Source organism: Rhodopseudomonas palustris (assembly GCF_007005445.1).
Classification (GTDB): domain Bacteria; phylum Pseudomonadota; class Alphaproteobacteria; order Rhizobiales; family Xanthobacteraceae; genus Rhodopseudomonas; species Rhodopseudomonas palustris_G.
On record NZ_CP041387.1, the window covers coordinates 3932213 to 3958586 of the forward strand.

Genomic DNA, 26374 nt, shown 5'->3' on the forward strand with positions numbered 1-26374 from the left:
TCAGTCGCGCCGCAGCGGCCGGCGCGGGGGTATCAGTGCGCGCAGGACGTCCGCATGCCAGATCTGGCGCTCGGTGTCGAACAGCGCAAAATCGTGGTCGAACTGCCAATAAGCCCACGGCCAACCGCGCCGCTCCGCGGCCCGCGCAACATCATCGAGATAGCGCAACCGGCTGGCCCGCGGCGCCCGCTCATAGACACCGAACTCCCCCAGATAGACCGGACGCGCTTCGCGTGCGGCAAACCGTTGTACGCGATCGAAATCCGCGGCGACCTTGGCCCTGTCCTGTTCGCTGCCCCACTCCCTCGCCGGCAGTCCTGCCAACCTCTCCGACCAGGGCGCCCCCTGATGGGTGAAGTCGAATGGTTCGTAGTAGTGGAAGGTCACGATGATCCGTCGATCCGTGGCAGGGAGTTCGAGAGATTCGATCGATGCCTCCGGCGTGTTCAGCGCAGCAACGACGACGATGCGTTCAGGATTGCTGCTGCGCACGGTCGCGAGCAATTCCCGCAACAGACTGTTCCACTGCGCGATCGTCATATGTCCGCCGGGCTCGTTGAGCAGCTCGAACACCAGACTCGGAAACTGCCCCGCATAGCGGTCCGCGACCTGGCGCCAGAACGCCGCAAGCTTGCGCCTGCAGACGTCGATCTGGATCTGGCAGGTCTCGGTATCGTGCGCGTCGATCACCGGAATGAGCCCGGCCGAAATCGCGCTGTGGATCACCAGATCGAGCCGCTCCAGATAGACATCGCTCAAACGATCGGCGCTGTCCATGAACTTGAACCCGAACAGATTGATGCGGACGTGGTCGAACCCGGCCTGCCTGATCTTGTCGAGATGATCCAATCGGAACGGCGCATCGACGCCGCCCTCCCATATGCCGTCATAGCCGAGAATGTTGACGCCCCGCGCCATGCGCGACGCCATTGCAAAATCGTCGGAGACCCTTGTGGCGCCGGCAACCGGCGCAACGACGGCGGAGGCCAACAGCATGGTCGCGATCAGTCGAGCAATCCCGCCGCCTCTCAGCATCGGGATCGCTCCTGCGCCGCGCTCTCCTGCCGGGTCGACGCGGCAGGAAAACTACAAACCATCAACTGAACGACGATGAGAAGAATCGACATGAAGGACGTCGATCGCAGGAAGTTGGTTTCGGTGAGATTGATCTGATAGCTCAAAAGCAGAAACACGATGGCCAGCGTGCAGTGCGTACGCATGATCGCTCGGTCGCGGATCGACATCAAGATGCGCACGGTGACCAGTGCGGTGCTGGTCAGGAACAGAGTGAACCCGATCAGGCCCGTCTCCACCAGCACCGCGACGTAGCCGCTGTGAAAATTGTCCAGCACCCAGCCGTGGCTCTGCTCGTAGTAGTCGTACAGTGACTTGACGGTCCAGAAGCCGTTCAGACCGAATCCGGCAACGGGCGCATCGTTGAAGTGGCTCAAGGCATATTGCCAAATGAATGTCCGCTCGGTGAAGTCGATGCTGGTGTCGCCGATGCGGAACGCGTCGTATCCGGTAAAATAGATGTAGGCGATCATCAGGCAGGCGACTGCGCTCAGCAGCAGCGGTCCCAGGGCGAGAACTCTCATCAGCGTGATCGATCGCCCGCACAGATAGAGGGCCACGCAGGCGGCTACTGTTAGCGCGCCACCGCCACGAGAACCGGAGCCGATCGCACCCGCGCTTCCGACGGCGAGCATCAGCAGGAACACGAGCCAGCCGCCACCGGTGATCTTGCGGTAAGTCGCAAACAGCACCAGGTGGGCACTGATGATGCCGAGAGCCTGCTTGGATGCGAACACGCCCTGCCATTGGCCCGCGTGCATCCAACTGTCGTTGACGCCGATGCTTGGAATGAACAACGCCACCAGGACAGAACTGCCGACCAGAAGGAACAGAGCGAAGGTCGCCGCGGCGAGGATGTCGTCGATGTCGATCCGCATCGCCAACCGATAGGCACCGAACGTGGTGATCGACATCGCCGCCGCCTTCATCAAGGTGGGCGGCGTCAGATCGGACCAAAATGCCGACAACATCGCAAATACGTAGAATCCCAACACTGCGACGACGTCGGCGGTGAGTGCGAGGCGGGCGATCGGGGTGACGAGGAAACTAACGGCGATCACGAGCGACCAGAGCCCGAGCGCCGCGACCTGCTGCAAGACGGCCTGTTCTTCGGGAACCAGCGCCGGACTGAAGACGCCCATCGAGACCAGCACGATCATGGCCACAAGCCATCGGATCGCGACTCGCGCGCGCGTCTCGAACAGGGCCCCCTGATCGAGGGCGGTCCAACCCACTGACGTCACGTCGAGATCCAGTGCTCCCGTAACCCGCACGGGATGTCGGACGGACAGGCCCGACAACCGCGATCGATGCCGGAGACCAGATCCCCGGGTCGTCCTTGTCCCTGTCAGCCGGCGAGCCGCGTATCGGAGCGCTCCGCGGCCGGTCGACCGCCGATCTGATTGGTGACGGTGGCAATCGGAGCGCGGCCGAACCGCGACAGGCTCGCCTGCGCGTGCTGGATCGCGCCGGGATCGTTCGAGATCGCCCCGACTGCCAGCAGATTGTAGTCGGTGTGCGCGGCGAGCTGGGCGACCTCCGGGCACGCCCGCGGTGACGGCGCGTCGATCAACACCAGGTCGAACTCGCTGCGAATATCATCCTGCGCTGCATCGTCAGGCGCTGCACTCAGCAGCCGAAGCAGGCTGCGCACGCTCGTCTTCAGGGTACGAACCGCCGCGCTTCGTCCGGCTGCAGACCCCGCCTGCAGCGCGGCCGAGTCGGGGGCGACTTCGACCACGACGCTGAGCAGACCGCGATCGACGGCAGCCTGATTGAGCGCACGCGCCACCGCACCACCGCTCGCAGCGTCGGCGGACGTCACCAGCACCACTCTGCCACGATCCGATGTCTTGACGCCGATGGTATCGAGAATCCGTTGCACAGAGACCGGTATGTCGGGAAATCCCGGCTGCACAGCGGCCCCGGCGGCGCTCACATCCGGCGGCCCGGGAGGGCGCGGCCGCGAGGTGATCGGAGTCGGCGGCGGGATGGCGGCACCGCCGGAGATCGGATGAGGTTCGGAGGCCACCTCAGCGGCGGCCGGCCCCTGGCTGGCAACACTTTCTGCCTTGTCTTCGTCGCCCCCGGCACGCGGCCGAATTCTGTCCATGACCACAGCGAACCCCACCCCGCCGAACAGCGACACGATCGTCAGCACGGCCAGCATCAGCGACAACGGGGGCCGGGTGGATCGACTGGGCGGCGTTGCGAGCGACGCCACCTTGGTTTGCGTCGCCTGCAGCAGCCGCTGCTGATTGGTGGCGTTGTAGCGTGCCAGAAACTGTTCATAGATGGCACGGTTCGCGTCGGCCTCGCGCTGCAATTCCTGGAGCTTCACGGCGGCCTGAGCATCGGTCAGCATGTCGCCTTCGAGCTGCTTCAACTGCGCCTCGAGCGTCTTCTGCTTGTCGAGCAGCGCTTCGTAGTCGGACTTCGCGTTCGCGACGTTGCGCCTGCGCTCGACTTCGATCTGCCGCTTGAGTTCGGCGAGCTGGTTGTAGGACATCACCAGGTCGGGATGTCGATCGCCGAGCACGGCGCGCTTCTGCGCGATCTGGTCGTTGAGCTGATTGAGCTGGGCCCGCAACGCGGTCAGTAGATCCGACTTCGAGCCGGTCGATCCGTCGACATCCGATTTCAGATCGCGCTGCGCCTGCTCGTAGCGCCCCCTGGCCTCTTCGACCTGGAGCCGTGCCGCGGACACCTGCTGGGTGAGCTCGGTGACCCGGAGCTGACGTGTGGTGCTTTCCTTTCCGGCATCCACGATACGGTACTGCGTCTTGAAGGCCGCAATGGCATCCTCCGACGCTCGCAGCTTGTCGCTCAGCGTCTTGAGGCGGGAGTTCAGCCAGGCGGCTGCATCGTCGGTCGCCACGGTGCGCGTGTTGGTCTGGCTGGCCACGAATGCCGATGCGATCGCGTTGGCATAGTCGGCGGCGCGCTGCGGATCCTTCGAGACGAAGGTCATCGCAATGACGTAGGTCAGCCCGCGGCGCGCGATCTCGAGATGCTTGCGGAACTTCTCCAGAACCCGGGCCCGATCGGTTTCCCCACCGGAGATTTCGTAATCGTCGGCGACCTTCAGCTTGTCGATCAGCGGTTCGAGAAAGCCGTCGGACTTGGCGATCTCCACCAGGCTCTGCAACGCCGCAGCGTCCTGGCCTATCCCCGGCAGCACTTCCTGATCCGGGGTAACGCGCTGTTCACGTGGATCGACGATGACCAGCGCCGTCGCTGCATACTTCGCCGGCACCAGCCAAAGCCCGACGATCCCGAGCGCAAACAGCACCGCCGCCGCCACAGCGATCCGCCTGGCATTGTCCAAGAAGAAACCAGCGATACGCGCGACCGACAATCCGTCTTCGGCGGCACCGCGAGCGTCGCCGCCGACGCCTTGCCAGGACGCCGACACCTCGCGCCGCTCGGTCGGCGCCTTGTCGCTGGCTGTCGGAGAAACGGGCACTACAACGCTCCACTCGTCCCCGACCCGGGGATGCTCATCGCAAAGTAAATTTCTACGGTTAATTGCGGGTTACTCCGCAACGCCCGCGCCATGATCCTGAACTGTGCCTTCAAAGAAACGCCGCGGCGCAGATATTGTCGGAGGGTTAACCGCGTCTTTAGAAATTGCGCGTCCTCCGGGACTCAGCGCCTGTGAAGGCGCCGCACCGAGCGGTACACGTTTTATTAATCTTATGGGGTCACCGACGCAGTCCATGTACGAGTGTTTCGCGAGATGTCTTCGATGAGCGATCAGGCGCCGCGATCAGATCGCACCGGTGCAGCGCTCGTCACGAATGTGGCTCCCGCCTCGGCGGGTTCGAGCCGGCGCACGACGGGGCTTGCGACACGCATTCTTCTGATCCAGACCCAAGCCGAGAACGCGGGTGCACAGGAGATCTCGCGCCTCGTCGGTGCCGGGCTGGCGGCGCGCGGCTACGATGTCCACAACCTGTTCTTCTTCCGGCAGTCGCGCGGCTTCGACGAGCCGGCGAATACGACCTATTGCGCGCCGCGCCGGCCCGGCAATCCATTGTCGTTCCTGCGCTTCCTGGTGTCCCTCGCTCGCCGGATCCGCACGACGCGCCCGGATGCGATCCTGACATTTCAGCACTACGGCAACGCGATCGGCGGCGCTATCGCGCGGCTGGTGAGTCCGGCTCCGGTGATCGCCAATCAGGTTTCGGCCCGGTTGACGATGCCCGGCTGGCTGCAGAAGCTCGACCGGATGATGGGTCGACTCGGCGTGTTCGACACCATCACGGTGAACTCAAAGGACATGCTGCGCGACTATTCGCACTATCCGGCTTCCTACCGCCAACGCCTGACCCATGTTCCCCACGGCTTCGATCAGAAGCACTCGACCCTGACCCGAACTGAAGCGCGCCGCCGCTTCGCTCTGCCGATCGAGAGCGTCGTACTCGGTACGGCGGCGCGGCTGCATCCGCTGAAACAGCTCGACGCCAGCATCCGCGTGCTGCCGGCGCATCCCACTTGGCGGCTCGCGCTGGCGGGCAACGGGCCGGACGAAGCGCGGCTGCGCGCGCTGGCGGAACAGCTCGGCGTCGCCGACCGGGTGTCTTTCATCGGAGAGATCTCACCGGAGCAGATCGCCGATTTCTTGGCGTGCCTCGACGTGTTCGTGTTCCCCTCACTGGCCGAAACCTTCGGGCTCGCCGCGGTCGAGGCCGCGCATGCGGGAATTCCGGTGGTCTCCAACGATCTGCCGGTGCTGCGCGAGGTGCTGGCGTATCAGGGTGAGCCGGCTGCGGTGTTCGTGGATGCCTCCGACAACGACGCGCTCGGAGCGGCGATCGCCGCGGTGCTCGACGACCCGGAGCTGAGGGTGCGACTTCAACGCAGTGGCGAAGGTTTGAGGACCAGATACTCTGTCGACGTCATGGTCGACGATTACGTGCGGATTGTCGAACAGGCGATGTAAGCAATTGTTCTTTGACGGATTGACTTATGATCGTTGAGCTTCGGTTCGACCGCCAGCGTCCACGATCATGGATGCGCCATCTGATCGATCTTCTGACGAGCCAGGCGCGGACGACGCAGATCTCCTGGATCGCGACCGGCGCCGAGCGTCCGCCCGGCCTGGAGGCGCTGCTCGATCTCGAACGGATGCTGCTGCGGCGTGGCCGCCGCTGCGGCGGCGATCGTGATCCTGCGCTGTTGCAGGCACCGAACGCCGCGCACGGGCGCCCCGACATCGTCATCGACTTCACCGCTGTCGCACGTGAACCCGAATGTCCGGCGCGGCTCTATCTGCGTCCGCTGTTCGACGGCCAGGCCGGCGAAGATGCGGCATTCGCCGCGATCCTCGCAGGCGACCTGCCGGTCATCGAGATCTGCGACGAGATCAGCGGCACAGTGATGTGGTCCGGGCAGCCTTCCGGCGAAAACGCCCAAGGGCTCGGCGGTGCACTCGGTGCGACCATGGCCCGCACCGCCACGCTGATGAACGGCGTGCTGGAGAGCGGTGCGCGGCCGCTGACGATCCGCCGCGACGGCGGCCATCTCGGTCACGCGCATTCCGCGCCAGGCTTCGTGGCCCGCAACCTCGCGCTGTCGGTCGCCAAAGCGATCTACCGGATGTGTTGCTATGCGCCGCATTGGCGGATCGGCTGGCGTCACACCGACGACGCCGGAATCTGGGGCTCGGCCGATCTGTCGGGCCCGGAATGGCAAGCGATACCGAGCCCGGCCAACCGGTTCTATGCCGATCCGTTCGCGGTGACGTGGAAGGGCCGCACCTGCGTCTTCTTCGAAGAGCTCGACCACCGCGTCGGCAAGGGCACGATCTCGGCGATCGAGTTCGGTGAATCCGGCCCGATCGGCGGAGCCATTCCGGTGCTCGAAGAGCCGTGGCACTTGTCCTATCCGTTTCTGATCGCCCACGGCGACGAGCTGTGGATGATTCCGGAGAGCAGCGTGCAGAGGGACGTCTCGATCTATCGCTGCGTGGCGTTTCCCGGTCGTTGGGAACGGCACGCGACGCTGCTGTCGGGCGTGGAGCTGGCCGACGCCACCATCGTGCAGCACGACGGACGTCACTATCTGTTCGGCGCGACCCGTGACGATGACCGCGATGGCGGCTACTCCGATACGCTTTCGATCTATCTCGCCGACGACCTGTTCGGACCGTGGCGTCCGCACGCGATCCGGCCGGCCCTGGTCGACCGCGCCAGCGCGCGTCCTGCGGGGCATTTCGTCCGGCAGGGAGGCCGACTGTGGCGGCCGGTCCAGGATTGCACGCGCGGCTATGGCGGCGCACTGGGCCTCGCCGAGATCACCGAGCTGTCGCCGGAGACCTTCGCGCAGACCGTGCGACATGTTGTAGAACCGGGCCCGCGATGGCCGGGCCGCAAGCTGCACACCCTCAATCGCTGCGGTCGACTCGAACTGATCGACGGCAGCGTGATCCAGCCCAAGATCGCCAGCCTGCGCATGATTGCACGAGCGAACGACACCCTCGCGGTCGGGGCGCGCTGAAGAGAGTTGGCTACGGCAGTCAGCGTCGCCGCAACCACCGGCCGACGATCGATCCTGCGGCAAGCCCGAGGGTGCCGCCGGCGAGCTTGACGCTGGCGTCGAACAATCGTCCGTGTCGAGACGGTTCCAGCAATTGAATCAGCTCGAGCAGGACCGCCGCGCCGATCACGATGGCGGCGGCGAACAGGATGTAGCGCGGATAGGCGGCAGCGAACAACGCGCCGACCAGAGCGAACGCGGCGAACCGCTCGATCGACGGCGATACCCCGGTGGTGGGCCTCAGTCCGATCGGGCTCAGGGTTGCGAACGCAATTCCGGCCAGGCAAGCCCAGGCTGCAATCCGCAGGAGAATATCAAACCTGATGGCACTGCTGTTCATCGATCCGACGTCCGCGCTGGCGAGCCCATGGTTAACGACGAAGCGTCTCTGCTTCATCACGTCCCCGAGCGTCTTTACCGTTATCGACAATTGTCGTTCGGGATCGGCTCCCAGATCGTTCAAATAGGATAAGTTGTTCTGGCGCGCCAGCACGGCGGCGGCGTCACTGCCGACGTGGTGAACCCGGTTGCGGATCCGGCCGCCGGAACAATCCTGTTCCGCTCGAAGACGGGCCGATCGGTCCCGGCGAGGTTGATGACTTTGAAATTCGCTGCGACGTTCGCAAGATTGATCGACCTGCGCAACAACGCCGGAATTCGCGCGATGACCGGCGCTCTCGCGCTGCGGGTGATGATCACCCTCGTCAATCTGACACTTGTGACGCTCGCTGCGCGAACGCTCAACGCGCACGATTTCGGCACCTATTCGATCCTGTTCAGCGCAGCGGGCCTGCTCAGCGTCATTGCCACCTTCGGCCAGCAGATCTTCATCATGCGGTCGTGGAGCGAATACACCACCGCCGGCAACGAGGCGATGCTGAAGGGTGTGGTGATCTTCACGGCGCTCGCCTGCCTCGCCGGCGGCATTCTCGTCAGCCTGCCCTTCTTCGTCTGGGTGTCGACCGAGCAAGATACGCTGCTGGCGCTGTCCGCGACCGCTTACCTGTTCTGCTTTGCGCTGATGCTGACATCCGCGCACGCCGCCCGTGGCGCCGTCGGCGTCGGGGTCGGCGACGGACTGACCTATCTGCTGGTCGCGACCTGCCCGATCCTGTATCTGCTCGGCTGCGTTGCATTCGGCGCGACGATCGAGATCCACACCATCTTCCTGACCATGGCGGCGGCGTCCTGCGTGACCATCATGGTTCAGATGGCGCTGCTGCTGCGGCAGGTTCGCCGGCAGTTCCCGCAGATCGGCCGCGCGCATTCCGCCTTCGAGCTTCGCACCTGGTGTGCGCGATCGGCCAAGCTGTGGGTCTCCGTCAGCCTGGAAGCGGCCAATCAATACGCCGACGTGGTGATCATCGGCTACCTGATGAGTCCGACGGTCGCCGGCGCATATTTCGTCATCACGCGTGTCGCGAACGCCTTCGCGATGGCGACCGGGGCGGTGTACATCTTCTCCACCCGCCATATCCCGAACCTGTACTACGGCCGCCAGCACCGCGAACTCGACGGTCTGCTGGATTCGGTGGCCCTGATGACCCTGGCAATCGTCGCCGGCGGACTGATGCTGGTGCTCGGCGGCGGTCACTGGATCCTGTATCTGTTCAATCCCGATTACGTGCCGTACTACGCCACGCTCGGCATCCTGACCGCCGGCACCGCCGCGGTCGCTGCCGCGGGCCCCTGCGGTTCGATCCTGATGCTGACCGGACATGAGGGCCGGTATCTGGCCATCATCGCCGGCACGGTATTGATGCGGGCAATCGGATTCTTCGTGCTGATCCCGCTGTTCGGGATTTCCGGCGCAGTGGCGGCGACCGCGATTTCGTTCATTGCGCTCGCGCTGCTGATGCGGAGCGCCTCGATTCGCCTCACTGGGATCGACGGCTCGGTGCTACGGCTTCTGACGGGATGGCGGCAGCGCCGGCTATCGCAGCCGGCCGAGTAGTCCAAACCACGGTGGTTCGCGCAAGCCAGGACCGACAATCGAAGCCGGCCGTCTCCAACCGTCGCGAAACTCAGATCTCGGCCGCGATCACCGACAGCCAGTTGCGGAACAGCGCCGCCGCGGAGGCTTCGAGTGTTGCGGCCAGACCCGGCCGCAGCGCCAAGGACGGCAGCTCGGCGATCATATCCGGTCGGCGACCGATTTGCGCACGATCGCAAAACGCGGCGAGCCGCGCTTCGATCTCAGCACGGAAATAGTTTTCCGGCGGAGCCGGACAATCGTCGCGCTCGCCGGCAAGATAGCGGCCGATATCGCGCAGAAACTCGCGTTGCAGCGTCGTCGCATCGTATTCCGGATGACCCTGAAAGAACACCATGCGGCTGCCGTCGCGTCGGGTGAACACATCGACACCCGCTCCCTCCGCCCGCGTCAGCACGTCGTAGCCAGCGTCGCACAATTCGTCCGCATCGAGACCATTCAACCGCGAATGCGACACCCGCAGCGTCGTCGGCAGACCGGCCAGCATCGGATCATCGCTCAGCCGCTCGGCCGCATAGACCCCGGAGCACTTCCGCGGCAGTCGCCGCCGTTCGATGCCGTCGAGATGCAGGACGGCGGCATGGGCGGCGAGACACGACCAGATCGTCGCGCGCGTATTGGCTTCGGCCCAATCCGTCAGCCGGCGAAACTCGTCCCAATACGGCTCGTCCCGCAGGGCCGATGTACGCGGCTCAGCCCCGGTGACAATCAGGCCATCGAGCGGCACGCGGCCGAGATCGCCGATGTCGGAATACAGGCGGTCGATTCGGTGGCGCGCGGTGGCCGACCGCGGTATCGACCGTAGCGCGAAACAATGCAGCCGAACCCGCCGCTCGCCGGCGCCGTCGCGCAGCAGCCGCGCGAACTGCCGCTCGGTGGCGCGCAGCGCCGCATCACCCATGTTGTTGACGAGACCGATCTCGATCGGCCTGCGATGATCCCGCAGTGCTCGCCTGCGTCGTTCGTCGCCGACGTCATCCGGCGTCAACGCCGGGCTGATGATCGGGTCGGCGCTGTCGAACATCAGACTCATGAGCCGGTGCCGCTTATTCGGCAGCCAGACGCGGCTGCGAACCGCAGGCCGCTGCGAGCGCCTGATCGAGATCTTCGATAATGTCGGCGATGTGCTCGATGCCAATCGACAACCGGATCGTCTCCGGCAACACGCCGGCCTGGCGCTGCTGCTCGGCCGACATCTGGCGATGCGTCGTCGAGGCCGGATGACAGGCGAGCGATTTGGCGTCGCCGATGTTCACCAGCCGGGTGATCAGCTTGAGTGAACCGTAGAACGCGTTGCCGGCTTCCATGCCGCCCTTGATGCCGAAGGTGAACAGCGACGACACACGGCCGTCGAGATATTTCTGCACCAGCGGGTAATACGGGCTGTCCCGGAAGCCTGTGTAGTGACCCAGGCGACACGCGGATCGTCGCGTAAGGATTCGGCGACCTTGCGGGCGTTCTCGACGTGCCGCTCCATCCGCAGCGCTACCGTCTCGATTCCTTGCAGCAGCAGGAAGGCGTTGAAGACCGTCGCACAGCTCGTGCTGCGCTGGCAGCATGCCAAGGCCGCTTAGCAGCAGATTTCCGAACTAGTCTCCGATGCCAGCATCGCAATCCAACAAACAATCAGCAGGAGACGCCATGATGCCCAACGACCTGATCGTCACCTCGCGCACCGACATCGAATTGAAGCCGGCGCCGATCGAGCCATCGTGGATCATCGAAGGCAATCCGGTCGCCACCAACTGCACGCTGTCGCGCAGCGCCGACGGCATGGCGTCGACGATCATCTGGCAGTGCACCGAGGGCAAGTTCAACTGGCACTACGACATCGACGAGACGATCTGCATTCTGGAAGGCTCGGTGGTGATCGAAAGCGCCGGCATGCCGGCGAAGCGCTACGGTCCGGGTGACGTGATCTTTTTCAAGGACGGCGCCAGCGCGCGCTGGCATGTCGAAGGTCACATCCGCAAGATTGCGTTCTGCCGCCGCACCCAGCCGCGGCTGGTCGCGCTGGCGGTGCGGGTGTTCGTCAAGCTGCGCTCGATGTTGCTGCCATCCGCCAACCGGCCGGCGCAATCGCTGCTCGGCGCCAACTGAACCAATCCCGATTCCGCGGCGCAAGGCCGCATAAATCAAATCAGACGGCGGATCGCGCGGCGATCCGCCGTTTTCGTTCGGCCAGCCCTACTGAAGTCGGATTGATTTGACGCAAAGAAGCAGTTTGCGGGTTCTGGCATGTCCTAAGGCGAAAGTCGCATTTGGGGCAAAGCAGACGCGATGGACTTTTCTCACGGCAAGTCGGGACGACCGTCGATCCTCGCAATCGTGTACACCGATGGCGCAGCCGCGTGCCGGCTGATGTCGGATCTCGGCCGCCGCTTGCGCGACGCCGGCGTGGTGGTCGCGGGTCTGGTGCCGTATCAGGGCGCTGTCGACGATGGCACGCCGCGCTGCGACATGGAGGTCGAGGAGCTGTCCTCCCGTTTCATCCTTCAACTCGCAGAAGAGCGCGGCAAGCAGCCCCACGGCTGCCGCATCGATCCAGAAGCCGTGCAGGAAGCCGCCGCTTTGATCGCGGCATCGTTCCGTAACGCGCCGGAGTTGCTGATCGTCAACAAATTCGGCAAGCTCGAAGCCGACGGCGGGGGTCTCAGCGACGTGATCAGCGATGCGGTGGATCAAGGGATTCCGGTCATCGTCGGCGTTCCGGAGCGACATCTCGCACCGTGGCGCTGCTTCACGAGCGGCCTCGCCGAAGAAGCATCCCTGGACTCGCCCCGCATTCAGCAATGGCTTGCCCGCCGCGGCTTCGGCGTTCGGCGCAGCACTGTCGGCCCACAGCACGTGTTCAATTCGGCAGCGTGAAGCGATAGCAGACCGGCATCCTCGGCAGCCTCATGATCGAGGCGCTTCGGTTGCCCAGGTGTTTCGCTCTCTATTCGCCGCGCTTCATCGCATCACTTGTGGCGCATGGTTCGAGACGGCGTTACGTCGCCTCCGCACCATGAGGTTGCGCTCGCTGCGAGCACACATCGCTACAAGGGCAGGACGAATCCAGAAACGCCAACGCCCGGGACCAGCCCGGGCATGGTGTGTGTTGTGCCATGAAGCAACTATCGGCGAAGCGATGAGCTTCGGCGGCGCGGGCCTCTGCTGTCCGCGCGCGCCGCCGACCCTGGCTTCGTGCTCAACCGAACTTGAACAGCACGCCGTAGCCGCCCCGCGGGTAGCTCCACTCGATGTCGCCGCCGCCTTCGGCGAGCACCCGGCAGGTGCCGCATTCGACGCAGCCGTCCGGCGTCACCTCGACCTGGCCGTTGCTGTTCAGCTCGTAGCAATGCGCAGGGCAGATCTTCAGCAGCGCCAGCAACTCCGGCGACGGCTTGGTATGCGGCTTGACCTTGATATGAGCGTTGCCGACGTCGACAAGATAGCGGTTCTGATACAGCTTGTCTTCGACGCGAACCGGGGCTTCCGTTGTCATCGTCCGTTCTCCGCTTTCTCGATTCCCGCTGGTTTATCGCCACGCCCGCGCCAAGCGGAACGCGTCGCCGAACAGTCCGCCCCACGACCGCGCCGAAACGAACGACTTGATCGTGGTCTTCTCCTTCTCGATCTTCGGCGTGCCGTCGACACGGACGAAGTTCTGCAGCGCCTTGTTGACGAGCTGCGGATAGGTCAGGAAGAAGTTCTGCGACTGGATGTGCAGCAGGGCCGGCATATCCTTGTACTTCTTCAGATCCTTGATGACGAAGGAGTCGTCGAGCATCTTTTTGTAGAGCGCGAGGTTCTCCTTGGTCATCGGATCCTTGCGCGACTTGACCTGGAAGATCGCCTCGCCGGCGATCCGGCCCGACGTCATCGCCAGATTCGAGCCCTCGCGGTGCATCGCGTTGTTGAGCTGCGCGGCGTCGCCGACCACGACCCAGCCGTCGCCATAGAGCTGCGGAATCGCCTTGTAGCCGCCTTCCGGGATCAGGTGACCAGCATATTCCTTCACCTCGGAGCCCTCGATCAGCGGCGCCACCGAGGGGTGCTTCTTGAAGCGCTCGAGCAAGCCGTAGGGCGTCTCGCCGGTCTTCTGGAAGTCGGACACCAGACAGCCGATGCCGATCGAGATCGACTCCTTGTTGGTGTAGATGAATCCCATGCCGGTCATGCCGGCCGAGATGGTGCCGGCCGCCTCGATCACCACGCCTTCGTCGCCTTTCAGGTTGAAGCGGGTTTCGATGGTCTCGCGCGGCAGAAAGTGCATTTCCTTCACGGCCAGCGCCACGTTCTCCGGCGTCGGTCGCTCGCGCAGCGCGGCCTTGGTGCCGAGCAGGCCGTTGACACCTTCGGCCAGCACCACGACGTCGGCATGCACCTGGCCACCGTCGCGATCGGTGATCACGCCGATCACCTTGCCGTAGGCGTCCTGCACCAGCTCCTTGACGGTGGTCTCGCACAGCACGATCGCGCCGGCTTCCTGCGCCTTGCTCGACAGCCATTTGTCGAACTGCGCACGAATGATGGTGTAGCGGTTCGGCTTCTCTTCGTTGAAATCTTCAGAGCGGTGATGCAGGCCGGTGTGCGACTTGCCGTCCATCATCCAGAAACGCTGCTCGACGAGGTGCCGCTCCAGCGGCGCATCCTCGCGGAAGTCGGGGACCAGCTTCTCCAGCATGTCGGCGTAGAGAATCGCGCCCTGCACGTTCTTCGAGCCCGGATACTCCCCGCGCTCGATCTGCAGCACCTTCATGCCGCGCTTGGCCATGGTCAGCGCAGCGGCGTTGCCGGCCATGCCGGCCCCGACGACGATGGCGTCGAAACGTTCTTCGATCATGGCAGCCTCCTGTTAGCTCGCGATCCGGTCGCGGGTGTGCGCAGACAGCCGTTTGCGGAATGCTTCGGTCAGCGCCGGCAGCAGCCGAATCGCATCGGTGACGAGAGCGAGATGGGCGAAGTCGAAGATCGGCGCGTTCTTGTCGGTATTGATCGCGACGATCAGGTCGGAGCCGTCGACGCCGACGCGGTGCTGAATCGCGCCGGAGATGCCGGCGGCGATGTAGAGCTTCGGCCGGATGGTCTTGCCGGTCTGGCCGATCTGGCGGTCGGCCGACACCCAGCCCTTCTGCACCAGCGGCCGCGAGCAGCCGTATTCGGCGCCGAGCACGCCGGCGAGCTGGCGCACGAGCTGGAAATTCTCCGGCGAAGCGAGCCCGAGGCCGCCGGCGACGACGATGTCGGCATAAGCCAGGTTCGAGGTCGCCTTGTCGCGATCCGGCACGAAAGCCAGGATCTTGGTGACGATATCGGCTTCGACCAGGCCGAGCGGGAATTCGATGACGCGGCCGACCGGCTTCTCCACCCGCTCGGGCATCGACATCACGCGCGGCCGCACGGTCGCCATCTGCGGCCGGAAGTTCAGCGTGTAGATCGTGCACAGCAGCGAGCCGCCGAAGGTCGGACGCGTCGCGGCGAGCGAATTGTCGGCATCGACCTCGAGCTCGGTGCAGTCCGCGGTCAGACCGGTGAGCAGCGTGGTCGCCACCGCTCCGGCAAGATCGCGACCGAGCGTGGTGGCGCCGAGCAGCAGGATCTCCGGCTTATGGGTGTTGACCAGATCGGTCAGCGCCTTGGTGTAGGACTCGTTGCGGTAGTCCGTCAGCACGTCGTCGGCCACGACGTAAGCGAGGTCGGCGCCGTAGCAGAACGATTCCGCCACCGCGGCCCTGGTGGCTTCGCCGGTCGGGCCGATCACCACCGCGGCGAGCTCGACCCCGAGCTTGTCGGCGAGGCGGCGGCCGGAGCCCATCAGTTCCCAGGAGACGGGGTGAACGTGACCGCGTTCCTGCTCGATGAACACCCAGACGTGCTTATAGGCTTTGAAATGCTCGGGCAGCTCCTTCTTGGCGGCGGCGCGTCCGGCGGGCTGCGGGGCAGGCTTGGCGGGCTGGCTCATCGAAGCGGCTCTCTGTTCGGGTTGTCAGAATCCACGCGCCAGCTCGAACATTTCGTTCTCGAGCTTGGGCCGGAGCTTGAAGATTTCGTCGATCAGTGCTTCCGCCGGCGGCTGGCCGGCGGCCTCGACAACCTTGGCCTTCTCGGCGCGCGGGGTGGGCGCGAACACGCGCTTCACCACCGTCGGGGAGCCGCGCAGGCCGCACTTCTGGATGTCCTCGACGCCGGCATCCTGCGCGCTCCACTTCACCACCTCGGCGCGGGCGGCATTCAGCGCATTGATCATCGAACCGCGGCGCACCTGGTTGGTGCCTTCCAGCATGGTGATCAGGCAGGGCAGATTGCTGCGCAGCACCTGCACGCCGCCTTCGGAGCGGCGCTCGACTTCGATCGTTCGGGCTTCGAGGTCGAGCGAAGAGACCTTCGAGACGTAGGTGAGCTGCAGGAAGTCGAGCCGCTTGCAGATGCCGGGGCCGACCTGGGCGGTGTCACCGTCGATGGTCTGCTTGCCGGTGAACACCACGTCGACGGCACCGAAGGTGGAGCCGATCTTGCGGATCGCCGCGGCGAGCGCGTAGCTGGTCGCCAGCGTGTCGGAGCCGGCGAAGAACCGATCGGTCAGCAGCACGGCGCGATTTGCGCCGATGGTAAGCGCCTTGCGCAAGGAGTCCTCGGCGGTCGGCGGACCCATCGTCAGCACCGTGACCTCGCCGCCGAACTTGTCGCGCAGCCGCAGCGCCTCTTCCAGCGCGAACAGATCGTAGGGATTGATGATCGTCGGCACGCCCTGGCGCATGATCGTGTTGGTGACCGGATGCACGCGGATCTGGGCCGAGTCCGGAACCTGCTTGATACAGACGACGATATGCATGGAGTGGCTCCGCGCTTGCTGACAGAAGCTTGACGACGGAGACTTATGAGCAAGCCCCGTACCAACTTTTCCGGCGCGCAAAATATCACGCCAAACCAATCAGTTGCGCCAAGGAGCCGGGATTGTGGCCGGCGCTTCCGAGGGTTGCAATCCGACAACTGCGACACTTGTCGGGAAGGCGACAGCAGCATGACCGACGAGACATTTCACGGGGGCGTGAAATCGCCCGTCAAACGCGACATGGATGTGAGAAAACGCAGCAGCCCGCCGCAGCAAAACGGCCCGCCGCGAGAGCGACGGGCCGAAGCGATCGAGTGAAAGGGCTCAAGGCCGTCGGATTACTTCAGGGCATCGAGCGGGACGAAGGCCGGACGCTTGGGCGTCTTCGGCGCCACAGCATCCTTCAGCACCTTGAACACCCGTTGATCGAGCGGCGAAGATGCGACGAAATCGGCATAGGCCCGCTCCAGCACCGCCTTGCAGCGGGCGGCGGCTTCGTCGGCAGGCAGACCGCCGAGATCTTCTTCAGCGAGATACTGGCCCATGCGCCGGAGGATGTGCAGCCGCGCCACGTTGAGCAGCTTGGGATCGTAGGCGACGCCGAGCAGCTCGAAGAACTCCTCGGCGGAGCCGGCGCGCTGCAACCGGGCCACGATGTCGGCGGTTTCGGTGGCGGCGGATGTGCTCATCTCGGTCTCCTTCGTCTGTTGTCGCCGCTTCAGGCGCAGCTGGTGAACGTGCGCTCGCGGACCTCGCGCCAGATCGCGATCAATGTCTCGTTGCCGACCGGCCCCTTGTGGGTGACCGCATAGCGGCGAACCTTGGCGAGGATGCCCTGTGCCTCGTCCGCGGTCGCTGGCAGATCCAGCTTGGCGAGCGACGAGGTGATCGCCGACAGCCCGGAATGCTTGCCGATGACGATGCGATTGCAGCGGCCGAACAGGTTCGGATCGAGCGACTGGTAGGTGCGCTGATCCTTGAGCAGACCGTCGACATGAATTCCCGATTCATGGGTGAAGACATGCTCGCCGACGATCGCCTTGTTGAGCGGAATGGTGCGGGCCGCCGCAGTCGCGACCAGGTCGGCGACGTTGCCGAGTTCCGACAGCACGATGCCGGTCTCGCGGCCATAGAGCTGCTTCAGCGCCACCGCCACCTCCTCGAGCGGCGCATTGCCGGCGCGCTCGCCGAGACCGATCACCGTCACCGAGGCGTGGCTGGCGCCGGCGCGTAGCGCCGCCAGCGTGTTGGCGGTGGCGAGGCCGAGGTCGTCATGGCCATGGAATTCGAGCTCGAGATCGGTCGAGGCGCGCAGTGTCGCCAGCAGCGCATGGCTGGAGAACGGGTCGAGCACGCTCAGCGTATCGGCGATCCGAAACCGGCGCGCGCCGGACGCCTTTGCGGTGGCGATCACCTCGGCCAGAAATTCGGGATCGGCGCGCGAGGAATCCTCGCCGCCGACGGCAACGTCGAGGCCGCGGTCCCGCGCATAGCCGACCACGCGCTTGACGGTCTCGATGGCATTCGAGCGCAGACCGCCGAGCTTCGCAGCAATCTGCACGTCCGAAACCGGCACCGAGACATTGACCATCGAGACGCCGGCTTTCAGCGCGGCATCGACGTCCTCGGTACGCATCCGGCACCAGGCAATCGTCGTCAGCGGCAGGCCGGCCTCGACGATGGCACGGATCGCGGCGATCTCGTCGGCGCCCATCGCGGGCGTCCCGGCCTCGATCTCCGGCACGCCGGCACGCGCCAGCGCGCGGGCGATCGCGACCTTCTCGGCGGTGGAGAACGCCACACCCGGGGCCTGCTCGCCGTCGCGCAGCGTGGTGTCGTTGAGCACGATCGGCGCGGGCTGAAAGCCGCAGGACTGATCCGGCCGGGCGACGGCGGGCTTGAACTCAGACATGACTTATTCCTTGCGTACGACCTGACGCCAGCCCGACCGCCTGCGGAGGATCATCGCCGCCGAACGGCGAAATCGCCCGCAGCTTGGCGACCACGGCTGGGACCACTTCGAGGGCACGGTCGATGTCGGCATCGGAGTTGTCGCGCGACAGCGAGAACCGCACGCCGCCGCGGACCGCATCCTCGGCAACCTTCATGGCCGTCAGCACATGCGACGGCTCGAACGAGCCGGTCGCGCAAGCCGAGCCCATCGAAGCCGCGATGCCGGCGCGATCGAGCAATGTGATGATCGCCTCGCTGTCGATGAACGAGAACGCAATGTTCGACGTATTTGGCAGACGCTCGGCGCGTGCACCGACGGCGACGCAGTGATCGACCCGCGCCAGGATCTCGCGCTCCAGCCGGTCGCGCAGGCCGCGCACCCGGATGTCTTCGTCGGCCATCGCGCCAGCGGCGAGTTCGGCAGCGATGCCGAGGCCGACGATGCCCGGTACGTTCTCGGTACCGGCGCGGCGGCCGCGCTCCTGCTGGCCGCCTTTGATCTGCGGCTTGAAGCGGAGGCCGCTGCGGACATACAGCGCGCCGACGCCCTTCGGGCCGTGCAGCTTGTGTCCGGACAGCGACAGCATGTCGATCATGGTCGACTGCAGGTCGATCGGGCACTTGCCGACCGCCTGCACCGCATCGGTGTGAAACAGCGCACCGACCTCCTTGGCGAGTTCGGCGAGATCGGCCACCGGCTGGATCACGCCGGTCTCGTTATTGGCCCACATGATGGAAGCGATTGCGACACGGTCGGACAACGCCTCGCGATACGCCACGATGTCGAGACGGCCCTGGCGATCGACCGGGATCAGATGGACGCGGATGCCTTTGTTCTTTTCCAGCCAGGCGCACAGCGACAGCACCGCCGGATGTTCCACCGCCGAGATGATGACCTCGCGCCGCCGCGGCGCCGCTTCCAGCGCCGACAGGATCGCGGCGTTGTTGCTCTCGGTGCCGCCCGAGGTGAAGATCAGTTCGTGCGGCTGCGCGGCTCCGACCAGCGCCTGCACCCGCTCGCGAGCCCGCTTGACCGCAAGTGCAGCGTGGCCGCCGAGCGCGTATTTGGACGACGGGTTGCCGTAGTACAGCGAGAAGTACGGCAGCATCGCTTCGACGACGCGCGGATCGGTCCGCGTCGTTGCATTGGCGTCGAGATAGACGATGTCTGCCGGCTCGCTCATGACACAGGGACCACGCGGAGCGGCCGGCCGAACTTCTCCGCAAGCCGGGCCTGGACGCCGGACAACGTCACCGACGAGAGCTGGCATCCGACGCAATTGCCGGTCAGCCGGACGTAGACGATGTTGCCGTCGAGGCTGACGAATTCGCAGTCGCCGCCATCGCGCTGCAGATGGGGGCGCAGCTCCTCGACCGCTTCGGCGATCAGCGCCTCCTGCGGCGGCGCATCGACCATCCCGGCCGGCGGAGTCGCCGGACGCGGCGGAGTTGCCTTCGCGATCGGGCGCAGATGCGCCGGCGTCGCCTTGGCGGCGAAGATATTGGCGGCCGGCGGCGGCGCACCATGCGGCTTCAATTCGGTGGCGCGCGGCGTCGCAGAGCCGATCCGGTAGGCGTCTTCGGCTGCGATCAGGCCGTCCTCGACCATTTCGGCGTTGACGCGCGCCAGCAGAGCCTCGATCTGCTTGAAGCAGGTGCTGCAACTGCCGGCGGCCTTGGTGTAGGCGGTGACGTCGTCGAGGCTGGTCAGCCGGTTGAAGCGGATGGTGCGCTCGATCATCATCTGGCCGACGCCGAGACACTTGCAGACCGGCGGCGCATCCGCCTCGGTCACTGCGGGTTTGCCGCGATACGATCCGATCGCCTGCTGCAGGGCTTCGAAGTTCATCACCGCGCAGTACATCCGGTCGCGCGGCAGGCCGCCGAGGTAATCGGCGATCGTCGCGGCGCTGATGCCGCTGGCCTCGTCGATCGTCTTACCGGTGATCATATCGGTGAGCGCGGCAGAGGCGGCGATCGCCGAGCTGCAACCGAATGCCTGGAAGCGAGCCTGCGCGATCCGCCCGTCGTCGGGATCGACCTTCAACATCAGCTTGACGGCATCGCCCCAGCCGATGCTGCCGAACCGGCCGACCGCGTTGGCTTGCGGCAGCGGTCCTGCGTTCGCGGAAGTGGAGAAATGATGGTCGAATTTACCGAGGCTGAGCATGGCACGCTCCTATGATTAGCGCTGCGCTTAGCCGAACGATTTGCCGCAACCACACTTGGTGCCGGCATTGGGATTGTCGAAGGTGAAGCCGGAACCCTCCAGGCTTTCGACGAAGTCGATGGTCATGCCGGACAGCAGCGGCTGCGAGTCCGGATCGATGAACACCTTGACGCCGCCGGCTTCGACCACCGCGTCGTCGACCCGCGGCTCGGCATCGAGCCCGATCAGATATTTGTACCCGGCGCAGCCGCCGGCCTCGACCATCACGCGAAGCCCGGCTTCGAGCTTGCCGGCGCGCGACATCGCAGCCTTCACGGCGGTCCCGGCTTGTTCGGTGAGAATGATCATGGTCGGCCTCCATCTGTTGGGTCCGACATGAACAAGTGCAACCGCTGTGCCAGCACGGACACAAACAGCAAGCTACTGATTTCGTGCCAAATTATCAGCACCCGACAATGTCGGAGGTCCGACATCGTCGTGAAGCCGACTGTTTCCGACAATGGATCGCAGCTATTCGCCTCAAGGCCGCGCGCACCGCGCCCACTTCACCCGCCCTGGAGCGGGAGGGCCAGCACGCAGGCCGCGAAGCGAAGTGCGTGACGGGGTGGGGTGGGGTGAGCTGCAGGCACGGCGGATGAACTCTCCGTCACCCCACCCAGCTCGCTGCGCGAACGACCCTCACCCTCCAGGGGAGGGTGAAGAGCAGCGTCACTCCGTCAAGCCACGCCGGCCGCCCGGAGGTCGACCTCGCGCCGGCGGATCGCCATTCGGCTTTCGCCGGTCTCCTCGCCGAAGCACTCGGCGAAGTCGCCGCATTGCGAGCAGACCGGGGTGCTACACATCACCATACCGTCATCTTCGCAGAGCTTGCGATAGAAGAACCGCTTCCAGCGCATGTTGCGGGTGTTGTCGCGAGCGAGCGGTTCGAAGTGCCGCATCAGCAGCCGGCTCAGCTCGGCGCGGCTGCGCAGACCGAGATCTTCCCAAAGATGCTCCGGCTGCATCGCCCGTCGCGCCACCATCGCGGCGAGCCAGCGCCCGACCTCGCCGCCGGTCGAGCGATGCTTGAGCAAGAGGTCACGGACCATCGCGGCCTCCTCGTCCTGCTCGTGCTCGCCGATCGCCAGCACCGACAATAGCACCGAGATGTGCGGAAAATACCCGACAATCAGCGCTGCGAAATCGTCGGCCGACAGACCGCTGGACTCGGTAATCGAGCCCGGCTCGGTAACCGCGACCGACAGGATCGACGCCAGCACGTGACGATCGAACGCACGGTCGTCATCAATCTGCGCCTCCGCCGGCGTGCAGCCGGTCAGCGCCCGGTACACCACCGCCGGCGAGGACGCGAAGCTCGACGCCGTGACCCGCAGCGGCAGCGCCGCTGCCGTTGCGCCTGCCGCCTGAATTCCCGCCGCGCCGAGCATGTCCGTCGCTCCCTTGTTTAGAGCCCGAGTTCGCTGGCCTTGACGTGGGTCTGGCAAGCTTTCGGGCAGACCCGGACGCAAGCCGAGCAGCCGATGCAATTGCCGGCCGAGTCCAGCACCATCACCTTGCGGACGAATTCCTCGTCGTCATCGTCGTCGTCGAGCGAACACCCGACCAGTTCGCCGTCCTCGTTGACCCCCATCAGGTGCATCACGTCGCGCGAGCACACCTTGTGGCAGCGGCCGCAGCCGATGCACTTCTTGTCGTCGATCGCGGTGAGATAAGTCGGTTCCCACGGCTGACCGTCGCGGGTGGAAAAGATCGCCATTGCTTGCTCCTGCGCGCGGCTCGCCGCGCCGTTCGGGCTGAAGCAGTCGGCCGCGATCAGGCGGCTTTCGCTTCCAGCTCCTTCAAGGCCTTCCGCGCGGCTTCAAGGGCCGCGTAGGCATCCTGGGTTTCCTGCGCCACCGTCATGATGGTCTGCCAGTTGATCGGCAGCTCCTCGGACAGGTCGTGCAGATTCATCTTCATCGTCGTCGCGCGGGCGGACAGTTTCTTGATCTCGGCCTTCAGCGTCTCGATGTCGGACATGCTGCGTTCGCTCCGGTTCAGAGATTGGCGACGTCGGGATATTTCAGGATCATCTGCACGCCCGCGGCGACCAGCTTGTCGCCTTCCTCGGCCAGCTTGCCGAGGTTGTCGAAGCCGAAGCGATGGACGTCGCGCATGTGCTTGTTGATGACGATCAGCCGGCCGGCACTGAGGATCAGTCGGCCGAAGCCCTCGTGATGCATCTTCATCATCGGCGACACCATGACCTTGGTCTCGCGTTCGATCGACAGAGCCACCGCGTTGTAGAACAGTTCGAGACGCCACAGCGTTTCCGGATCCGGATCGCCCATGATCGGGATCTCGCGGCGCTTGGCCTTGTCGACGATGAACGGCTCCAGCAGCTTGAGATCGGTCTTGCCCTCCCAGACACCGTGGGTGTCCTGGGCACGGAGCTGCTTGACCAGTTCCTTGACGAACAGTGAGTCGAACGCGGTGTCGGGAGCAGTTGCGGCTTCGGTCATGTCAGGCCTCGTCGGCAAAATCGAAAGTGCGTTCTTCGCCCTTCATCAGCGCCTTGCGCAGCCACGGCGGCGGCACGCCGCGCAGCACGCCCTGCAGCTTGGTGATCAGGTCGGTGATCAGCTCCGGTTGCGCCAGCTTCAGCGGATGGACCTGGGCGGCGACGACGCGGGCCGCGCCGGAGCCGCCGATCGCCGTGCAGTACATGATGGCGCAATCGCGGATTGCATCGATCTTGGCGACCAGCTTGTCCTCGTTGCCGTCTTCCTTTTCCTCGGCGAACTGCACCGCTTCGACGAAGCGATAATCGTCGGCGGTGACTTCGTAGATCGCGATGTTCCGGGCCCAGCCGAAATGCGCATCGACGCGCGCAAGATCCTGGGTGGCGAAGGCGACTTTCATGCCGGTTCTCCTGGGTTGTACATCGGCGCTCTCCTTCGCTTGACCATCGTCGTTGCTAATGAGCCGTAGACGGCGCATCGGTCTGATCTGGACGAGCAGAGGCACTCCGCCAGCTATTCACGTCCGGCTCCTTGATGTTGGCGATGAACAGGTTGCCGATATTGAAGATCAGATCGCGGGTGCCGCGATAGCCGACCACGACCTGATGCGCGGCGCCGAGCCGGTCGAACATCGGCAGGCCCATCCGGAACAGCGGCACGCCGAGCCGTTCCGCGGCCTGGCGGCCGTGCGAATGCGTCACCAGCAGGTCGCAGTCCTCGGCGCGGCGTTCGAGATCTTCGAGGTCGCCGATCAGCACCTCATCGGCCGGCACCTGAGCCAGGATCGGCGACGTGGTGGTCGTCACAGCGGCGCTGACGGTGCAGCCCATGTCGGCGAGCCAGCCGCCGATATTCAGCAGCATGTCCGGCTCGGCGCCGACCGCGATGTTCTTGCCGCCGAAATAGAAGTGACCATCGAGCATGGCGTCGACGAGCTGGCTACGCTGCCGGCGATACTTCGGCGGCACCGGACGGCCGCTGATCTTCGCCAGTGTCGCCATCAGCTCATCGGCGGCGGCAAGCCCTGTGACCCGCGATAGCAGCGTGAACGGCACGCCGGCCTTGGCTTCGAGCGCGACCGCGGCCTTGCGCATCTGCTCGCCGAGCGCCAGCGTGTAGCCAGCGGAGCCCATCGCGGCGACTTCGACAACCGAAACGCCACCATGGGTGGTCGGAGTGAAGTCGTCCGGCACGTGTCCGTCGAGCGAGCCGGAAATGTCCGGCAGGAAGGTCGGCGTCAGGCCGAACGCCTCGATGATGTCACGCAGCTCATCGATGTCGCCCGGCGTCAGATGGCTTCCGGCCAACACGTTGATCCTGGCGGCATCCCGCGCGGCGCCTTCGGCCGGCACTTCGACCAGGGTCTCGACGATCCGCGTCACCGTCGCCGCGAAGCCGTCTTCGAACGCGCCTTTAAAGTCGGGCGTCGACACCGGCACCAACGCGACATTGGCCAGCTCCGGGTGATTGGCCCGCACTATCTTGATGTAGCCGTCGAGATCGTCGCCTTTGATTTCGGTGACGCCCGTGGTGCAGATCCCGATCACGTCGGGCTTGGTGCGAGAGGCGATATTGATGATCGCCTGCTCGACGTTCTCTAAGCCGCCGAGCACGGTCGCGACTTCGCTCATCGCGGTGGTCTGCAGCGGGATCTGTTCGCGAAAGTGCCGGACGAACAGCACCAGGCCGAACGAGGTGCAACCCTGGGAGCCGTGCAGCAGCGGCATGCAGTTGCGCAGACCCATGAAGGCCAACGCGGCGCCGAGCGGCTGACTCATCCGCAGCGGATTGACAGTGCAGGATTTGGTCGAGGTGACGATCTGTGCCATCGCAGCCTCCTCACGCCACCTGGGCCGAGCGTCCGAAGATCGCGCGCTGGCGATCGTCGGCAGCGTTGGCGGCATCGGCGCGCTGTTCCCAGGTCACCTCGTCCCACGGCGGGGCGCTGCGGACCTGCGCCCAGATCGGATTGGACAGCGACTTATCGATCTGCCGGACCATCTCGACGATGCCGACATAGCCGCAATACGCATAGGTGCGCTCCTGGTTGATATCCATCCAGGGCATCCGCGCCTTCAGCGCGACGAATTGCGAGCGGCCGCCCGACAACATGATGTCGGCCTGCGCTTCTTTCAGCATCTTGTACATCTCGCGCGGGCGCAGATCGTCGATCTGGTGGACGTCCGGGCTCATCTCCTTGAGCCGCGCCTTGTCTTCCTTGGTCGACTTCTTGACGCTGGTGCCGACGATGGTCAGCCCGGCCTCCTGCAGCGCCGCCACCACCGACCAGGATTTCACGCCCCCGGTGATCAACAGCACCTTCTTGCCTTCGAGCCGCGGCGTATAGGCCTTGATCGCCGCCCAGGCCCTCGCCTCTTCGCGCGTGATCAGCGCCTCGACGCGCGCCATCAGTTCCGGATCGGCGCCGCGGGCGATCAGCAGCCGCGCGATCTGGCGCAGCGATTCCGAGGTGTCGCTGATGCCGTAGAAAGATCCTTCGAAATACGGGATGCCGTAGCGCTCTTCCATTTTGCGCGCGACGTTGATCATCGCGGTCGAGCACACCATCATGGCGGCGCGGGCGCGGTGCGACTGCGCGACTTCGTGGTAGCGCGCATCACCCGCCAGACAGGACAGGATGCGGATGCCGAGCTCGTCGAGCAGCGGCTTGACCTGCCAGAGCTCGCCGGCGACGTTGTATTCGCCGATGATGTTGATGTCGTAGGGGGTCGTGAACTCCGGCTCCTGGGTGCCGATCACGTAATCCAGCATCGCCTCGCCGGCGAGCTTGTTGCCGAGGTTCTTCGGGCCGACGAAGCCGGGCGAGATGATCGGAATGCAGGGCTTGCCGAACTTCTCGGCCGCCACCTTGCAGACGGCGACGATATCGTCGCCCATCATCGCCGGCACGCAGGTCTGATACACGAACACCGCGGGCGGGTCGTACTTCTCGATGATTTCCTTGATCGACCGGAACAGCCGCTTCTCGCCGCCGAAAATGACGTCGTTCTCGCCCATGTCGGTGGTGAAGCCGGTGCGGTACAGCTTCGAGCCCGACGACTTGGTGCCGCGATTGTCCCAGGAAGAACCTTCGCAGGCGATCGGGCCGTGCACCAAGTGGGCGACGTCGACGATCGGCTGCAGCGCGATCTTGGCCCCGTCGAAGGCGCAACCACCGGCTGCGCCCCCCGGCTGCAGCGGTTTGCTGCAGCCCTTCTTGCGTTGCTTGTCGGACTTGGCCTGATTGGCCGCACAGCCGGGCTCGTTGAAGACGTCTTGAATCTTGTCTGCGAGGCGGCTCATGCGGCGCTCCTGTAATCAGGTTC

Annotated in this window: 27 protein-coding genes and 1 pseudogene; 6 read left to right on the top strand and 22 right to left on the bottom strand. The window is 65.0% G+C overall.

Features of this window, described 5'->3' with window-relative positions:
- The 3 genes from FLL57_RS18080 to FLL57_RS18090 form a co-directional block, all read right to left on the bottom strand.
- On the bottom strand, positions 1-1035 hold the full coding sequence (locus FLL57_RS18080; protein WP_013504409.1) for a glycoside hydrolase family 5 protein: 1035 nt from the start codon (positions 1033-1035) through the stop codon (positions 1-3).
- The gene (locus tag FLL57_RS18085; RefSeq protein ID WP_013504410.1) at positions 1029-2318 is read right to left on the bottom strand and encodes an O-antigen ligase family protein; all 1290 of its coding nucleotides are present in this window, start codon (positions 2316-2318) and stop codon (positions 1029-1031) included. The genes FLL57_RS18080 and FLL57_RS18085 overlap by 7 nt, the downstream gene beginning before the upstream one ends.
- Positions 2319-2422: 104 nt before the next feature.
- Positions 2423-4540, bottom strand: coding sequence for a GumC family protein (locus tag FLL57_RS18090; protein ID WP_142883614.1), 2118 nt, complete (start codon positions 4538-4540; stop codon positions 2423-2425).
- A gap of 282 nt (positions 4541-4822) precedes the next feature.
- Here FLL57_RS18090 and FLL57_RS18095 point away from each other — a divergent pair, with 282 nt between their 5' ends.
- Both FLL57_RS18095 and FLL57_RS18100 read left to right on the top strand, forming a co-directional pair.
- Complete coding sequence (locus FLL57_RS18095) at positions 4823-6019, top strand: glycosyltransferase family 4 protein (RefSeq protein WP_142883615.1); 1197 nt, start codon at positions 4823-4825, stop codon at positions 6017-6019.
- Between the two features lie 26 nt (positions 6020-6045).
- Positions 6046-7575 (top strand): glucosamine inositolphosphorylceramide transferase family protein, encoded by a 1530-nt coding sequence (locus FLL57_RS18100; RefSeq protein ID WP_142883616.1) that lies wholly within the window; start codon positions 6046-6048, stop codon positions 7573-7575.
- A 19-nt stretch (positions 7576-7594) separates the two neighbouring features.
- On the opposite strand, the gene FLL57_RS18105 is transcribed toward FLL57_RS18100, so the two are convergent.
- Positions 7595-8107 (bottom strand): hypothetical protein, encoded by a 513-nt coding sequence (locus tag FLL57_RS18105; RefSeq protein WP_349627439.1) that lies wholly within the window; start codon positions 8105-8107, stop codon positions 7595-7597.
- A gap of 102 nt (positions 8108-8209) precedes the next feature.
- Here FLL57_RS18105 and FLL57_RS18110 point away from each other — a divergent pair, with 102 nt between their 5' ends.
- Positions 8210-9568, top strand: coding sequence for a lipopolysaccharide biosynthesis protein (locus tag FLL57_RS18110; RefSeq protein ID WP_234713243.1), 1359 nt, complete (start codon positions 8210-8212; stop codon positions 9566-9568).
- Between the two features lie 70 nt (positions 9569-9638).
- On the opposite strand, the gene metA is transcribed toward FLL57_RS18110, so the two are convergent.
- Both metA and FLL57_RS18120 read right to left on the bottom strand, forming a co-directional pair.
- Positions 9639-10640, bottom strand: a complete 1002-nt coding sequence (gene metA / locus FLL57_RS18115; protein WP_142883617.1) for a homoserine O-succinyltransferase MetA — start codon at positions 10638-10640, stop codon at positions 9639-9641.
- Positions 10641-10653: 13 nt separating this feature from the next.
- Positions 10654-11147, bottom strand: a pseudogene (locus FLL57_RS18120) (PLP-dependent transferase); the annotation flags it as partial.
- A 104-nt stretch (positions 11148-11251) separates the two neighbouring features.
- On the opposite strand from FLL57_RS18120, the gene FLL57_RS18125 reads away from it, so the two are divergent.
- Together FLL57_RS18125 and FLL57_RS18130 are read left to right on the top strand one after the other, a co-directional pair.
- Positions 11252-11707, top strand: coding sequence for a cupin domain-containing protein (locus FLL57_RS18125; protein ID WP_142884247.1), 456 nt, complete (start codon positions 11252-11254; stop codon positions 11705-11707).
- A gap of 180 nt (positions 11708-11887) precedes the next feature.
- Positions 11888-12475: a DUF2478 domain-containing protein gene (locus FLL57_RS18130; RefSeq protein ID WP_142883618.1), complete on the top strand. Its 588-nt coding sequence runs from the start codon at positions 11888-11890 to the stop codon at positions 12473-12475.
- Between the two features lie 322 nt (positions 12476-12797).
- On the opposite strand, the gene FLL57_RS18135 is transcribed toward FLL57_RS18130, so the two are convergent.
- From FLL57_RS18135 to FLL57_RS18150, 4 genes are read right to left on the bottom strand one after another with little or no spacing between them, the layout of a single operon-like run.
- Positions 12798-13094, bottom strand: a complete 297-nt coding sequence (locus FLL57_RS18135; RefSeq protein WP_013504419.1) for a ferredoxin family protein — start codon at positions 13092-13094, stop codon at positions 12798-12800.
- A gap of 33 nt (positions 13095-13127) precedes the next feature.
- Entirely contained in the window at positions 13128-14435 is a 1308-nt protein-coding gene (locus FLL57_RS18140) for an FAD-dependent monooxygenase (RefSeq protein WP_142883619.1), read from the bottom strand.
- A gap of 12 nt (positions 14436-14447) precedes the next feature.
- Positions 14448-15554, bottom strand: coding sequence for an electron transfer flavoprotein subunit alpha/FixB family protein (locus FLL57_RS18145; protein ID WP_013504421.1), 1107 nt, complete (start codon positions 15552-15554; stop codon positions 14448-14450).
- Between the two features lie 24 nt (positions 15555-15578).
- Entirely contained in the window at positions 15579-16424 is an 846-nt protein-coding gene (locus tag FLL57_RS18150) for an electron transfer flavoprotein subunit beta/FixA family protein (protein WP_011160137.1), read from the bottom strand.
- Between the two features lie 189 nt (positions 16425-16613).
- On the opposite strand from FLL57_RS18150, the gene FLL57_RS23635 reads away from it, so the two are divergent.
- Positions 16614-16742, top strand: a complete 129-nt coding sequence (locus FLL57_RS23635) for a hypothetical protein (RefSeq protein ID WP_013504422.1) — start codon at positions 16614-16616, stop codon at positions 16740-16742.
- 20 nt (positions 16743-16762) lie between these two features.
- Here the strand turns inward: FLL57_RS23635 and nifW are convergent, their stop codons facing one another.
- From nifW to nifE, 12 genes are all read right to left on the bottom strand, one after another.
- Positions 16763-17113: a nitrogenase stabilizing/protective protein NifW gene (gene nifW / locus FLL57_RS18155; protein ID WP_013504423.1), complete on the bottom strand. Its 351-nt coding sequence runs from the start codon at positions 17111-17113 to the stop codon at positions 16763-16765.
- A 29-nt stretch (positions 17114-17142) separates the two neighbouring features.
- On the bottom strand, positions 17143-18336 hold the full coding sequence (gene nifV, locus FLL57_RS18160) for a homocitrate synthase (RefSeq protein ID WP_013504424.1): 1194 nt from the start codon (positions 18334-18336) through the stop codon (positions 17143-17145).
- Complete coding sequence (gene nifS, locus FLL57_RS18165) at positions 18329-19561, bottom strand: cysteine desulfurase NifS (protein ID WP_142883620.1); 1233 nt, start codon at positions 19559-19561, stop codon at positions 18329-18331. Before nifS ends, nifV begins: the two co-directional genes overlap by 8 nt.
- Complete coding sequence (gene nifU, locus FLL57_RS18170) at positions 19558-20547, bottom strand: Fe-S cluster assembly protein NifU (protein WP_013504426.1); 990 nt, start codon at positions 20545-20547, stop codon at positions 19558-19560. Before nifU ends, nifS begins: the two co-directional genes overlap by 4 nt.
- Before the next feature lie 27 nt (positions 20548-20574).
- Entirely contained in the window at positions 20575-20895 is a 321-nt protein-coding gene (locus tag FLL57_RS18175; protein WP_013504427.1) for a HesB/IscA family protein, read from the bottom strand.
- A 368-nt stretch (positions 20896-21263) separates the two neighbouring features.
- The gene (locus FLL57_RS18180) at positions 21264-21974 is read right to left on the bottom strand and encodes a nitrogen fixation protein NifQ (protein WP_013504428.1); all 711 of its coding nucleotides are present in this window, start codon (positions 21972-21974) and stop codon (positions 21264-21266) included.
- Positions 21975-21991: 17 nt separating this feature from the next.
- A complete protein-coding gene (fdxB, locus tag FLL57_RS18185; RefSeq protein WP_013504429.1) occupies positions 21992-22303 on the bottom strand; it encodes a ferredoxin III, nif-specific in 312 nt (103 codons plus the stop codon).
- Between the two features lie 56 nt (positions 22304-22359).
- Positions 22360-22566 carry a CCE_0567 family metalloprotein gene (locus tag FLL57_RS18190; protein WP_011160145.1) on the bottom strand — a complete coding sequence of 69 codons (207 nt, stop codon included), beginning with the start codon at positions 22564-22566 and terminating at the stop codon, positions 22360-22362.
- 17 nt (positions 22567-22583) lie between these two features.
- Positions 22584-23048, bottom strand: coding sequence for a NifX-associated nitrogen fixation protein (locus FLL57_RS18195; protein ID WP_013504430.1), 465 nt, complete (start codon positions 23046-23048; stop codon positions 22584-22586).
- A 1-nt stretch (position 23049) separates the two neighbouring features.
- Positions 23050-23448, bottom strand: a complete 399-nt coding sequence (nifX, locus tag FLL57_RS18200) for a nitrogen fixation protein NifX (protein ID WP_013504431.1) — start codon at positions 23446-23448, stop codon at positions 23050-23052.
- A 55-nt stretch (positions 23449-23503) separates the two neighbouring features.
- Complete coding sequence (gene nifN, locus FLL57_RS18205; protein WP_013504432.1) at positions 23504-24877, bottom strand: nitrogenase iron-molybdenum cofactor biosynthesis protein NifN; 1374 nt, start codon at positions 24875-24877, stop codon at positions 23504-23506.
- A 10-nt stretch (positions 24878-24887) separates the two neighbouring features.
- Positions 24888-26351 (bottom strand): nitrogenase iron-molybdenum cofactor biosynthesis protein NifE, encoded by a 1464-nt coding sequence (gene nifE, locus FLL57_RS18210; protein ID WP_013504433.1) that lies wholly within the window; start codon positions 26349-26351, stop codon positions 24888-24890.
- Positions 26352-26374: the final 23 nt, after the last annotated feature.